This is a genomic window from Streptomyces sp. NPDC054849 (assembly GCF_053610945.1).
The window spans coordinates 46503-59041 of record NZ_JBSGZI010000043.1 but is presented as its reverse complement, the minus strand read 5'-3'; the positions used below and the strand labels follow the sequence as shown (position 1 = coordinate 59041).

Sequence of the window (12539 nt, the reverse complement as noted above, 5' to 3'; positions counted from 1 at the left end):
AGACCGGCACGCGGGGTCGGCGACAATCGGCAACAACTATACGGGGCCCACCCGATCCGGGTGGCCCGCTTCTTCACTGTGGAGCTAAGGAGAATTGAACTCCTGACCTCCTGCATGCCATGCAGGCGCTCTACCAACTGAGCTATAGCCCCTTGTTCTGCTTGCCGCTTCGGTCTCCCTTGCCGGTTCCCCTTGGCGACGTCCCAAACATTACACGGTCATGGCCCTGGTCCAAAAATCGGTTTCCACCGACTGTGGGCCATGTCCGATTTAATCCAACTTGTCAGGCTCTAGCGAACTGATAGAACCGCTTGAGCGTGCAGTGCTCGTCGAGCAGCCGACCATAGATCGGCTCCCCTTCCAGCTCCCGGTACGTCTCGATCGGGTCGCCCTTTATGATCAGCGCCCGCGCGCATTCCTCGCACCAGTACTGGTAGTCGGGGTTGACCGGGTCCATGTCCCGCACGATCGGCGTGCCGTTGTTGCACCAGTCGCACCGGCGCCGGTGTGCACCCATCCGTCAGCGACTCCCTCCCGCGTCGGGCCGTCGTGACCCCCTCCGGCGGTCCGATTCTGCCATGCCGGTGCGGGCCAGGTCAGCAAACGCAAAGGGCACAAAGACAAGGATCCCGTCCCCTGTTGGGGACGGGATCCTGATTGTGGAGCTAAGGAGAATTGAACTCCTGACCTCCTGCATGCCATGCAGGCGCTCTACCAACTGAGCTATAGCCCCGCTCTCCGCTGCGCTCCCCCCGTCTCCGGTGTTCTGCGCTGCGAACAAGAAGAACTCTAGCCTGCGACCGGCCGGAAAGTGAAATCCGGCTGGCGGCCCCGGCAGGGAGCGGCGGGGAGCGGCGGGGAGCTGCTCAGTCGTCGTCGCCGAGCACCGGTTCCGGCAGCGTGCCGGCGTTGTGCTCCATCAGACGCCAGCCGCGCGCGCCCTCGCCGAGGACGGACCAGCAGCAGTTGGAAAGCCCGCCCAGGGCCTCCCAGGAGTACGCCTCCAGGCCCAGCAGGCGCCCGATCGTCGTACGGATGGTGCCGCCGTGGCTGACCACGACGAGCGTGCCGTTCTGCGGCAGCCGGCCGGCGTGCTCCAGCACCACGGGTGCGGCGCGGTCGGCGACCTCGGTCTCCAGCTCACCGCCGCCACGGCGGACCGGTTCGCCGCGCTTCCACGCCGCGTACTGCTCGCCGTACTTCGCGAGGATCTCGTCGTGCGTGAGGCCCTGCCACTCGCCGGCGTACGTCTCGCGCAGCGCCGCGTCGTGCTCCACGGAAAGCCCCGTGACGGCGGCCAGCTCGGCCGCCGTGGCGGCGGCGCGACGCAGATCGGAGGCCACGATGGCATCCGGCTTCAGCGAGGCGAGCAACCGCGCGGAGCGGCGCGCCTGCACCACACCCGCCTCGGTCAGCTCGATGTCCGTGGAACCCTGGAAGCGCCGCTCCAGGTTCCACGAGGTCTGGCCGTGCCGCCAGAGGACGATCTTCCTGCTGGACTTGCCCGAGTTGCTCGCGCTCAGAACAGATCACCGTCCAGCTCGTCGTCGCCCGCCGCCTCACGCAGCTTGGCGTGCTCCTCGGCCTTGCCGATGGTGAGCTTGGCGTCCTCGGGGAGCTCGATCTCGGGGCAGTCCTTCCACAGGCGCTCCAGCGCGTAGAAGACCCGCTCCTCGCTGTGCTGGACGTGGACGACGATGTCGACGTAGTCGAGCAGGATCCAGCGGGCGTCGCGGTCGCCCTCCCGGCGCACCGGCTTGGCCCCGAGCTCCTTCAGCAGGCGCTCCTCGATCTCGTCGACGATCGACTTGACCTGGCGGTCGTTGGGCGCCGAGGCGAGCAGGAAGGCGTCGGTGATCGACAGCACGTCGCTGACGTCGTACGCGATGATGTCGTGCGCGAGCCGGTCGGCCGCGGCCTGGGCGGCGGCGGTGATGAGCTCGATGGAGCGGTCCGTGGCGGTCACTGGCCATGCTTTCGGGTTGGCGGGCAGATCCTTACAAGGGTCTCATGTACCGCCGACACCGCCCGCGCGGAACGTTCCGCGCGGGCGACAGCACGTCTCAGGGCCGGTCCGGAGCCGGTCAGGACGCCTTGTAGTCCTTGCCCAGGATCACCACGACCTCCGCGTTCACAGCGTTCTCGCCCTTCTTCACGACCGTCTCGGGCAGCCCCAGCGTCTTGGCGACCTCGATCGCGCGGTCCCGCTGGGCGTCGTCCTGGTAGGTGATCTGCGAGGCGGCCGCGGTCTTGTCGGCCTTGCCGCCGTCCACGAAGGTGTAGCCGCCGTTCATGAGCGCCGCCTTCGCCGAGACCTGCGTCTTCTCGTCACCCGTGGCGTCCTTGAGTCCGACGCGCGGGGCTGCTCCGGGCTGCGCCTCGGCGACGGAGCCGCCCAGCACCTCCTTGACGACCTTCTTGTTGGCGTCGTCGGTGAGGGTGCCGTCCGGCTTCACCGTGATGACGTCGGTGCGGTACGCGCCCACCTTGGCGTGCTGGCCCAGCCGGGACAGCAGGGCTCCGAGGGTCTGGGCGTTCAGGGCCGGATCGAGGATCTGGCCGATGCTCTCGACGGTCACGGCCGCCGCCTTCGGGTCGCTCGGCACCTTGCGCAGCACCGCGTGGAGCACCTTGCCCATCCGCTCCAGCTGCTTGGCCTCCGGTTCTCCCTGGCCGCGGTGCGTGGCGTAGGCGACGGCCATCGGGCCGCTGAGGCTCTGCTTCTGGCCCTGGGCCACGGCCGGGGTCTTGGCCGCGTCGTCGGCCGGGACTGAGGTGTCGGTGTCGACCTCGATGCCGCCGACCAGTTCGACCAGGTTCTCCAGGAAGGGGGTGTCCAGGCGCCAGGTGCCGCCGATGTGGGTGCCGAGCACGGAGTCGAGGGCCTCGCGGGTGCCGAGGCTGCCCTCCTCCACCGCCTTGCCGAGCCCGGTCGCCGTCCCGTCCTGGTGGGTGACGCCGAGGCTGTTGGGCAGCAGGACGGTGGCGCCCTGCTTGGTCGTGACGTTGTCGACGAGCAGCGCCGAGGAGGAGCCGCCCTTCTTCGTGTTGTGCACGTGGACGACGATCATGTCCCGCTTCTGCGCCCCGGCGTCGACGGCCGAGGTGGCCTTCGTCTCGCGGGGGCCGTCGAGGAACGGCAGCTTGCCCGCGTACCAGAGGTAGCCGAGGCCGGCGACGGCGAACACGGCGAGGGCGACCATCAGCGCCACCACCCGGTTGCGGCCGCGGCGGCGGGCCTCCTCGCGGCGCTCGGTCCGGCTCTCGGTGAACTTGAGCCAGTCGATGACGTCCTCGGAGTCCTCGTCCGGCTGGTCGATGAAGGCGAACATCTCGGTGCGGTAGTCCCGGCCCGCCTCGGGCTCGCCGTCGGACCGGCGCGGCTCGGGGACCTGTGCGGACGGCTGCCCGCCACGGGCCGGGGGGGCCGGGGGCTCCGGAGCGGCCTGCTGCGGGATCCACTGCTGCTGTTGCCGGGTCTGCTGGGGCTGCTGGACCTGCTGCGTCTGCTGCGTCTCGTACCCGTAGGCAGGCGCCTGCGGGTACTGCTGCTGCCCGTACTCCTGGGCGGCCGGCTGCTGCGGGTAGTACTGCTGCGGCTGCTGGTCGTATCCCTGGTAGTCGTAGCCGTACTGCTGCTGCTCGTACTGGGGGGCGGGCGGAGCCGGCTGTGCGGGCACCTGGCCGTACACCGGCCGCCCGTACGCGTCGTAGCCGATGAGCTGCTGCTCGTGGGCGGCGTTCGGATCGTACCGGCCGTACTGATCCTGTCGGTCGTTCACCGCGGGGCCCCTCTCTCCGGAAGCTCAGGCTCCCCGGTACAGCTCACGCTTGTCGATGTAGCGCACCACGCCGTCCGGCACCAAGTACCAGACAGGATCCCCCTGGGCGACCCTTGCACGGCAGTCTGTGGACGAGATCGCCAGCGCGGGGACCTCGACCAGGGAGACGCCCCCCTCGGGAAGTCCGTCGTCGGTGAGCACGTGGCCCGGCCGGGTGACTCCGATGAAATGGGCGAGCGAGAAGAGCTCGTCGGCGTTTCGCCAGGTCAGGATCTGTGCGAGCGCGTCCGCACCCGTGATGAAGAACAGGTCGGCGTCGTCGTTCAGCGCCTTCAGGTCCCGCAGGGTGTCGATGGTGTACGTCGGCCCGCCGCGGTCGATGTCGATGCGGCTCACCGAGAACTGGGGGTTCGAGGCCGTGGCGATGACCGTCATCAGGTAGCGGTCCTCGGCGGGCGAGACGGCCCGCTGGGACTTCTGCCACGGCTCGCCGGTCGGCACGAACACCACCTCGTCGAGGTGGAAAAGGGCGGCCACCTCGCTGGCGGCCACCAGGTGTCCGTGGTGGATCGGGTCGAATGTCCCGCCCATCACGCCGAGCCGGCGCTTGACCGGACCGGTAGGCATCTCCTGCTCTCCCATGAGCGCAGAGCCTACTGGCCCGGCGGACGCGGCGGCCTCGGCGGGTTCAGCGCGATCAGCGGTCGCGGTTCAGGCGCGTGGTGACCCAGAGCATCAGCATCAGGATGACGAACGCGGCGCCGCCGGTCAGGTAGGGATTCAGGCTGTCGTGGTTGCCGCCGTGCTGCCCGGCCCCCTCCGAGGCGAGGACGACCAGGTTGTGGGCGGTGGAGGAGAGGCTCATCAGGCAGGTACCTATCGAGTCGGGGAGCGGGCGGAGACTTCGCTCACATCGTATGCGGGGGCCTGGGGCACGCTCACGCCGACTCAGGCGTTGGAGAGGATAGACGCACGGTCAAGAGGTCTATCCCAGGGGAGGGCGCACATGACGGAGACAGGGTTCGAGAAGGTGCCGGCGCGGGACCGCAGGAGGTTCCCCGGCATTTCCTCGCGGGCGTACGAGCATCCGGCGGACCGCTCCGCGCTCGTGGCACTGCGCAGGCTGAGCGGCTTCGACACGGTGTTCAAGGCCATGAGCGGGCTGCTTCCGGAGCGCAGCCTGCGGCTGCTGTTCCTGTCGGACTCGGTGCGGGTGGGCGAGACGCAGTTCCCGCACCTGTACGCGATGCTCCGTGACGCCTGTTACATCCTGGACCTGGAGAAGGTCCCCCAGATGTACGTGCAGCAGGACCCGAAGCCCAATGCCATGTGCATCGGGCTGGACGAGCCGATCATCGTGGTGACCACGAGCCTCGTCGAGCTGCTCGACGAGGAGGAGATGCGGGCGGTGGTGGGCCACGAGGTGGGTCACGCACTGTCGGGTCACGCCGTCTACCGCACGATCCTGCTCTTCCTGACCAATCTGGCGATGAAGGTCGCGTGGATCCCGCTCGGCAATGTGGCGATCATGACGATCGTGGCCGCGCTGCGGGAGTGGTTCCGCAAGTCGGAGCTCTCGGCGGACCGGGCCGGGCTGCTGGTCGGTCAGGACGTGCACGCCTCGATGCGGGGGCTGATGAAGATCGCGGGCGGCAACCACCTCCACGAGATGAACGTGGACGCCTTCCTGGCCCAGGCCGAGGAGTACGAGTCGAGCGGCGATCTGCGCGACTCCGTGCTGAAGATCCTGAACATGCTGCCCCGGACGCACCCCTTCACCACGGTGCGGGCGGCCGAGCTGAAGAAGTGGTCGGAGAGCCGCGACCACCAGCGGATCATGGACGGCCACTACGCGCGGCGCGAGGACGACAAGGACACCTCGGTGACCGACTCCTTCCGGCAGTCCGCCGCGCACTACGCCGACTCGGTGCGCACCAGCAAGGACCCCCTGATGAAGCTGGTGGGCGACATCGCGGGCGGGGCGAACGACCTGGGCGGCAAGCTCCGCGAGAAGTTCACGGGCGCCGGTGCCGGCAGCGGATCCGCTGCGGCTGCCGGATCCGCGGACAAGGGCGGGGCTACGGAGCAGGGCTGACGGGAGCGGCCTGCGGGGTCGCGGGCGTCGCCATCACGCCGCACAGCCCGGCCGTGCGCCGCGGCTGGCCGCTGGCGTACGGATCGCTCGCGGCCGGGCCCACCGTGGTGGGGCCTGCTCCGGCCGGCACCGGGCGGAAGCCTCCGGCCGGGTCGCTGGAGCAGTCCTGGGGCCCGGCCAGCACATAGGCCGCGGCCAGCTCCAGCCGCCGGGCTCCCAGGTCCTCGCGGTCGAAGCGCAGCCGCAGCTCGCGCCGGACGGTGAAGAGCGAGGCGCCGTCGACCGCGGCCGGGGCTCCGGTGGCCGACCGCACGGCGTACACGAAGGTGTGGTCGGTGATCACCTCCAGCACGTCCGGTGCCACCTCCGCGAAGGCGAGGCTCCCGCTCACCCGGACGCGGGAGTCGGCCACGACCGCGGTGGCCGGGTCGAAGCGGACCAGCCAGCCGGTGGCCTCGTGGCGGCCGTCGCGGGAGGGCGAGGTCATGCTGCGGTCGAACTGCTCGAGCTGGTCGGGATCGAGCAGGACCCTCACCGGCCGGGTGGCCGTCCCCGCCAGGACGTCGGGGTCCAGCGAGGACTGCACCAGGTAGTCCTTGGCGATGGACAGCGCGGTGACGACCTGGACGTCGGTGAAGTGGTGCGTGCGGCGCACGGCGGGCAGGGTGATCCCGGCCGCGCCGACCCGGTAGTCGGCGGCGGGGCTCTGCGCGTACAGATCGGCGGGCCGCCCGCCGGGCACGGTGGTGGTCGGCGCGAGCGGAACGACGGTGGCGGTGAGCGCCTGCGCGGGGCCCCCGGGCGGGGGGACGTAGGGATTGCGCAGCCCCATGTAGACGGCGACGGCGAAGGCCGTGGCGATGAGCAGCACGAGCAGCATGCCCTGCCGGGCGCCCCGCCCGGGGGTGCTGGTCCCCGAACCGGGTCCGCCGCTCGACCAGAGTGAGCGGCTGCGCACGGCGGGGGCGTGCTCGCCCATGCGCTCTTGTGCCGAGAACTCCTGGAGCCGGGCAGCCCTCACGAAGTCCTCGTCGAACACCACCGATCGGTACTCGTCCGACCGGAATTCGTCGTCACCCCCGCCGATGCCCTCGGGGGTGCCGTCGGGTGGGTCTCCAGGCACGGCCATCGCTTCTCCCCGCTGTCCCCGCTTCAGAGAAGCCCCCGACTCCACGGTAGGCGAGCGGGGTCGTACCTTCAGGGTTGGCGGACGGAGGGGTGCGTAAACGCGCCGACGCCCGTGACTTCACCCCTGGGGGTGCTGGCGGGCGCCGGGGCCGGGTCCGCCTCCCCCGAGGCGCTGCGGTACACGGCGCTGAAGGCGAGCGCGACCATGCCGAGGCCCATCACGAAGGCGAGTACCCAGGCGACCGGGCGCAGCCATGGTGCGCGGCCACGGTAGGGGCGCAGACTGCCGCCGTAGGCCCCGTACGGGCCGTCGGGGCAGCCGTGGCGGTCGTGGTCGTCCCAGTCGTGTTCGTCGCCGTCGTACCCGTCGGAGCGGCCGTAGCCGTATCCGTCGTAGTCGTCGTCGGCCGTCCAGCCACCGGCGACGGCACGGGCGGCTTCCGCCTCCGCGCGCGCCCGGTCGGCCGCCCTCTGGCGCTCCGCGGCGCTCGGTTCATGGATCTCGGCGTTCCGGACGAAGTCCTCGTCGAACACCACGGAGGCGAAGTCGTGATCCGCGCCTCCGCGGTCGTCGTCGGGCTCCCCGTCGTCCGGGAACGGCTTGCCCCCCACGTCGTCCGGCACAGGAACAGCCTAGACCTGAGGCGCGCCTTTGGGCAGGGTGTGCGCTGAAATCCGGCCACCCCGTGTTCAGGCGTCGACTACCGAACGTGACCGTCGCCGGTGACGATGTACTTGGTGGAGGTGAGCTCGGGAAGACCCATGGGGCCCCTGGCGTGCAGCTTCTGCGTGGAGATGCCGATCTCGGCGCCGAAGCCGAACTGACCACCGTCCGTGAACCGTGTGGATGCATTCACGGCGACCGTGGTCGAGTCGACCAGCTGGGTGAATCTGCGGGCGGCGGCCTGCGAGGTGGTGACGATCGCCTCGGTGTGGCCCGAGGTCCAGCGGCGGATGTGGGCGACGGCGTCGTCGAGGGAGTCCACGACTCCGGCGGCGATGTCGTACGAGAGGTACTCGGCGGCCCAGTCCTCGTCGGTGGCGGGCAGGGCGGTCACCTTGGTGCCTTCGGCCGCGGCGAGGACCAGGGCGTCACCGTGCACGGTGACGCCGGCGCCGGCGAGCGCGTCGAGGGCGCGCGGCAGGAAGGCCTCGGCGATGTCGCGGTGGACGAGGAGGGTCTCGGCGGAGTTGCACACGGAGGGCCGCTGGGCCTTGGAGTTGACGAGGATGTCCACGGCCATGTCCAGGTCGGCCTGGGCGTCGACGTAGACGTGGCAGTTGCCGGTACCGGTCTCGATGACCGGGACGATGGACTCCTCGACCACGGTCTTGATGAGGGAGGCGCCGCCGCGGGGGATGAGCACGTCGACGAGGCCGCGGGCGCGCATCAGCTCGCGGACGGAGTCGCGGGACTCGCCGGGGACGAGCTGGACCGCGTCGGCGGGCAGCCCGGCGCCCTCGACGGCGTCGCGCAGGATGGCGACGAGCGCGGTGTTGGAGGCGTAGGCGGAGGAGCTGCCGCGCAGGAGGACCGCGTTGCCGGACTTCAGGCAGAGGGCGGCGGCGTCGACCGTGACGTTGGGGCGGGCCTCGTAGATGATGCCGACGACGCCGAGCGGGACGCGGATCTGCCGGAGGTCGATGCCGTTGGGGAGGGTGCTGCCGCGGACGACCTCGCCGACCGGGTCGGGGAGGGCGGCGACGTCGCGCACATCGGAGGCGATGGCGGCGATTCGCTCCGGGGTGAGGGTGAGGCGGTCGATGACGGTCTCGCTGGTACCGGCGGCGCGGGCCTTGTCGGTGTCCACGGCGTTGGCCGCGATGATCTCGGCCGTACGGGCCTCCAGCGCGTCCGCGATCGCCAGCAGGGCCGTGTCCTTGGCGGACCGCGGGAGTGGGGCGATGGCGGCGGCGGCGGTGCGGGCCGCTTGTGCGGTGGCGAGGACGGGCGAGGTGGCGGCATCGAGCGAGGTCATGCCGCCAGGGTAATCCCCTGCCGGTACCCCGCCGGTGGGGTTCCACCCCGCGAGACGGGCCCTGCCGTGGGGGCGGGGGCGCCGGCCGGGGTGTCGGGCACTGCCCGAGCCGGTCCTCAAGGGCGCCGGGCCGGGGTGCCGGGGGCTGCCCGGACCCGGTCCTCAAGCGCCGGACGGGCTGGAAGGCCCGCACCTCGGAGAACGGCGGGGCGCAAAGAGCCGGGGCTCCAGACCCCGCGCCTCGAATACAGGCGGGCTGACTTGGCTCAGCGCGGGCGCGGTTCCGAAGAGCCGGGGCTCCGCCCCGATCCTGCGCCTGAAACGCCGGCGGGGCTGATCTGACTCAGACGGTGGCGGGGCTGGCCTACTAGTAGGGATGTACGCCTACGGGGTGGGCCGGGGGTGGGCCGTAGCCCTCTGCCACTCGTTGGTGGTAGGTGGCGCGGTCGATGACCTCCAGGCCGACGATCTCCCAGGGCGGGAGCTGCGCCGAGGAGCGGTGTTCGCCCCACAGGCGCAGGGCGACGGCCGCCGCGTCGTGGAGGTCGCGGGCCTCTTCCCAGTAGCGGATCTCCGCGTGGTCGTCGGCGTACCGGCTGGTCAGCAGGAAGGGGTGGTCGTGGGCCAGCTGCTCCAGCCCGCGCCGTACCTCGGACAACGGGGCCGGCCTGCCGGAGACGCTCAGGGTCACGTGCCAGAGGCGCGAGGCGTGATCCTGCTCGTCCCCGCCACCACCGCCGTCACCGTCCCCCGTACCGACGCTGGTCAGCGCTCGTCTCACCAGCCGCCTCCTGTCTCCGCTCCGCGTGTCCGCCCCTCACAGTTGACCAGTCCACGGGCCGGCGCGCTGCGGTTTTGCCGAACCTCAGCCCTGCAGCAGGACCAGATCGTCACGGTGGACGACCTCCCGCTCGTACGCGGGTCCGAGTTCCCGTGCGAGCTCGCGAGTGGAGCGGCCGAGGAGCTGTGGGAGCTCCTTGGCGTCGAAGTTGACGAGGCCCCGGGCGACGGCGCGGCCGTCCGCGGAACGCAGCTCCACCGGGTCCCCGGCGACGAAGTCGCCCTCGACCGCCGCGATCCCGGCGGGCAGCAGCGAGCTGCCGCGCTGGGTGACCGCCCGGACGGCGCCGTCGTCGAGGACCAGGTGGCCCTGGGGGGTCGAGGCGTGCTGGAGCCAGAGCAGCCGGTCCGCCGAGCGGCGCCCGGTGGCGTGGAACAGCGTGCCGGTCCCCCGCCCGGCCAGGGCGTCGGCGGCCTGGCTCGCGGAGGTCAGCACCACCGGGATCCCGGCGGCGGCCGCGATCCGGGCCGCCTCGACCTTGGTGACCATGCCGCCGGTGCCCACGCCCGCCTTGCCGGCACTGCCGATGGAGACGTGCGCGATGTCCTCGGGCCCGCGGACCTCGTCGATGCGGGTGGTCCCGGGCTGGGACGGGTCGCCGTCGTAGAGGCCGTCCACGTCCGACAGGAGGACGAGGAGGTCCGCGCGGACCAGGTGGGCGACCAGGGCCGCCAGCCGGTCGTTGTCGCCGAAGCGGATCTCGTCCGTGGCGACGGTGTCGTTCTCGTTGACGACGGGGAGGGCGCCCATGGCGAGCAGCTGGTCGAGCGTGCGGTACGCGTTGCGGTAGTGCGCGCGGCGGCTGGTGTCGTCGGTGGTGAGCAGCACCTGGCCGACGCGGATGCCGTACCGGGCGAAGGAGGCGGTGTAGCGGGCGACGAGCAGACCCTGTCCGACGCTGGCGGCGGCCTGCTGGCGGGCCAGGTCCTTGGGGCGGCGGCGCAGCCCGAGCGGGGAGAGTCCGGCGGCGATGGCTCCGCTGGAGACGAGGACGATCTCCTTCTCACCGCCGCTGCGGGCCTTGGCCAGGACGTCGACCAGCGCGTCCACCCGGTCGGCGTCGAGTCCGCCCGCCGCGGTGGTCAGGGAGGAGGAGCCGACCTTGACCACGATCCTGCGGGCGTCCACGACACCTTGCCTAGCCGCTGACACGTCTGTCCCCTTGCCCCTTGCCGAAATGCCTGCCACCTCAATCTACGGGGTGCCCCGGAGGGACCGCTCAGGGGTTTCAGACCGTGGACGAGCTCCTGGCCTGGCCCTGGTCCGGTTCGTCGGCGGCGGCCCGGGCGGCCCCCGGGACGAGGATCCTGCGCGAGAGCAGGAAGGTGAACGGGATGGCAACGACCGCCGCGACCAGCGGTGCGATACGGGTGTCCATCCCGGCCCAGGTCACCAGGGCGTAGAGGCCCGCCGACTGGATGACGTAGTTGGTGACGTTCGTCAGCGGGAAGAGGAGGAACTTCTTCCAGGTCGGCCGGGTCCGGTAGGTGAAGTAGGTGTTCATGAAGAACGAGCCGACCATCGCCAGCACGAAGGCGAGCGAGTAGGCGGCGAAGTAGGGCATCCACGGGTGCAGGAGGAGGTAGATGCCGAAGAACGTGGCGGTGTTGACCCCGCCCACGAGGGCGAAGCGGAAGACCTGGCCGAGCTGGTCCTTGCGGGTCGTCACGCGCTGCGCTCCGCGCTCGTCGGCTCCGCCGCCGGGGCGGGGTCCCCGGTCCGCGGGAGGGGCTCGGCGCCGTGCGCCTCCTTGACCAGGAAGTGCGGCCGGCGCTTGGTCTCGTAATAGATGCGGCCGATGTACTCGCCGATGAGACCCATCATGATCATCTGTACGCCGCCAAGGCCGGTGAGGATCGCCACAAGAGTGACGTAGCCCGGGGCGTCGACGCCGTTGGTGATCGCCGCGATCGTGATCCACAGCGCATATAGGCCGGTCAGGGCGACAAGTGACACGCCGAACCAGATCCCGATGCGCAGCGGGCGGTTGTTGAAGGAGATCAGGCCGTCCATGCCGTAGTTCAGCAGGGAGCCGAACTTCCACTTCGTCTCGCCCGCCTCGCGCTGCGCGTTGCGGTAGTCGAAGTGGACGGTGTCGAAGCCGATCCAGGAGAACAGGCCCTTCGAGAACCGGTTGTACTCCGGCAGCGACAGCAGGGCGTCCACGGCCGGGCGCGAGAGCATGCGGAAGTCGCCGACCCCGTCGGCGAGTTCCACGTCGACCCAGCGGTTGACGCCCCGGTAGTAGAGGCGGCTGAGCACGGAGCGGACCTTCTTGTCGCCCTCGCGCGTACGGCGGGCGATGATCTGATCATGGCCCTGGCGGTAGTGCTCCAGCATGGTCGCGATGAGCTCCGGCGGGTGCTGGAGGTCCGCGTCCATGATCACGACGGCGTCGCCGGTGGCCTCGCGCAGACCCGCGAGCATGCCGGCCTCCTTGCCGAAGTTGCGGCTGAAGGAGACGTAGCGGGTCTGCTCGTCGTGCTCGGCGGCGATCTTCCGGAGTTTGCCGAGCGTGCCGTCGCGACTGCCGTCGTCGACGTAGCAGACCTCATACTCGATGGGGAGGGCGTCCAGCACCTTGCGGATCTCGACGTCGAAGCTGTCGACGACGGCTTCTTCGTTGTAGCAAGGGACAACTACGGACAGCTTCGTCATGAGCACTTCCTGAAGGGTCCGAACGGGTGATTGTCGACGACAGGACCCGGCTCTCG

14 protein-coding genes and 2 tRNA genes are annotated in these 12539 nt (G+C 70.7%); 1 reads left to right on the top strand and 15 read right to left on the bottom strand.

Annotated elements, in window-relative coordinates:
- Positions 1–79: 79 nt before the first annotated feature.
- From ACWGIF_RS20160 to ACWGIF_RS20125, 8 genes are all read right to left on the bottom strand, one after another.
- A tRNA-Ala gene (locus ACWGIF_RS20160) sits at positions 80–152 on the bottom strand.
- Between the two features lie 131 nt (positions 153–283).
- Positions 284–517 (bottom strand): hypothetical protein, encoded by a 234-nt coding sequence (locus ACWGIF_RS20155; protein ID WP_008738908.1) that lies wholly within the window; start codon positions 515–517, stop codon positions 284–286.
- A 143-nt stretch (positions 518–660) separates the two neighbouring features.
- A tRNA-Ala gene (locus ACWGIF_RS20150) sits at positions 661–733 on the bottom strand.
- Positions 734–866: 133 nt separating this feature from the next.
- The gene (locus tag ACWGIF_RS20145) at positions 867–1523 is read right to left on the bottom strand and encodes a histidine phosphatase family protein (RefSeq protein WP_453499170.1); all 657 of its coding nucleotides are present in this window, start codon (positions 1521–1523) and stop codon (positions 867–869) included.
- Positions 1520–1966, bottom strand: coding sequence for a ribosome silencing factor (gene rsfS / locus ACWGIF_RS20140; protein WP_030008628.1), 447 nt, complete (start codon positions 1964–1966; stop codon positions 1520–1522). The genes ACWGIF_RS20145 and rsfS overlap by 4 nt, the downstream gene beginning before the upstream one ends.
- 118 nt (positions 1967–2084) lie before the next feature.
- Positions 2085–3782 (bottom strand): LCP family protein, encoded by a 1698-nt coding sequence (locus ACWGIF_RS20135; protein WP_453499168.1) that lies wholly within the window; start codon positions 3780–3782, stop codon positions 2085–2087.
- A 24-nt stretch (positions 3783–3806) separates the two neighbouring features.
- Complete coding sequence (gene nadD, locus ACWGIF_RS20130) at positions 3807–4424, bottom strand: nicotinate-nucleotide adenylyltransferase (protein WP_453499166.1); 618 nt, start codon at positions 4422–4424, stop codon at positions 3807–3809.
- A 55-nt stretch (positions 4425–4479) separates the two neighbouring features.
- The gene (locus ACWGIF_RS20125; RefSeq protein ID WP_453499164.1) at positions 4480–4647 is read right to left on the bottom strand and encodes a hypothetical protein; all 168 of its coding nucleotides are present in this window, start codon (positions 4645–4647) and stop codon (positions 4480–4482) included.
- A 141-nt stretch (positions 4648–4788) separates the two neighbouring features.
- Between ACWGIF_RS20125 and ACWGIF_RS20120 the strand changes: the two genes are divergently transcribed.
- Complete coding sequence (locus ACWGIF_RS20120) at positions 4789–5877, top strand: M48 family metallopeptidase (protein ID WP_453499162.1); 1089 nt, start codon at positions 4789–4791, stop codon at positions 5875–5877.
- On the opposite strand, the gene ACWGIF_RS20115 is transcribed toward ACWGIF_RS20120, so the two are convergent.
- The 7 genes from ACWGIF_RS20115 to ACWGIF_RS20085 all read right to left on the bottom strand — a co-directional run bounded on the left by ACWGIF_RS20115 (position 5861) and on the right by ACWGIF_RS20085 (position 12483).
- Positions 5861–7006, bottom strand: coding sequence for an SCO2583 family membrane protein (locus tag ACWGIF_RS20115; protein ID WP_453499160.1), 1146 nt, complete (start codon positions 7004–7006; stop codon positions 5861–5863). The two genes, ACWGIF_RS20120 and ACWGIF_RS20115, sit on opposite strands and share 17 nt — an antisense overlap.
- Positions 7007–7074: 68 nt before the next feature.
- Positions 7075–7629 (bottom strand): SCO2584 family spore wall biosynthesis protein, encoded by a 555-nt coding sequence (locus ACWGIF_RS20110; protein ID WP_453499158.1) that lies wholly within the window; start codon positions 7627–7629, stop codon positions 7075–7077.
- 77 nt (positions 7630–7706) lie between these two features.
- Positions 7707–8984: a glutamate-5-semialdehyde dehydrogenase gene (locus ACWGIF_RS20105; RefSeq protein ID WP_453499156.1), complete on the bottom strand. Its 1278-nt coding sequence runs from the start codon at positions 8982–8984 to the stop codon at positions 7707–7709.
- 367 nt (positions 8985–9351) lie between these two features.
- Positions 9352–9765, bottom strand: coding sequence for a hypothetical protein (locus ACWGIF_RS20100; RefSeq protein ID WP_453499154.1), 414 nt, complete (start codon positions 9763–9765; stop codon positions 9352–9354).
- 84 nt (positions 9766–9849) lie between these two features.
- The gene (gene proB / locus ACWGIF_RS20095; RefSeq protein ID WP_453499152.1) at positions 9850–10977 is read right to left on the bottom strand and encodes a glutamate 5-kinase; all 1128 of its coding nucleotides are present in this window, start codon (positions 10975–10977) and stop codon (positions 9850–9852) included.
- A 76-nt stretch (positions 10978–11053) separates the two neighbouring features.
- Complete coding sequence (locus ACWGIF_RS20090) at positions 11054–11494, bottom strand: GtrA family protein (RefSeq protein WP_453499150.1); 441 nt, start codon at positions 11492–11494, stop codon at positions 11054–11056.
- Positions 11491–12483, bottom strand: coding sequence for a glycosyltransferase family 2 protein (locus ACWGIF_RS20085; RefSeq protein ID WP_453499148.1), 993 nt, complete (start codon positions 12481–12483; stop codon positions 11491–11493). The genes ACWGIF_RS20090 and ACWGIF_RS20085 overlap by 4 nt, the downstream gene beginning before the upstream one ends.
- Positions 12484–12539 lie beyond the last annotated feature (56 nt).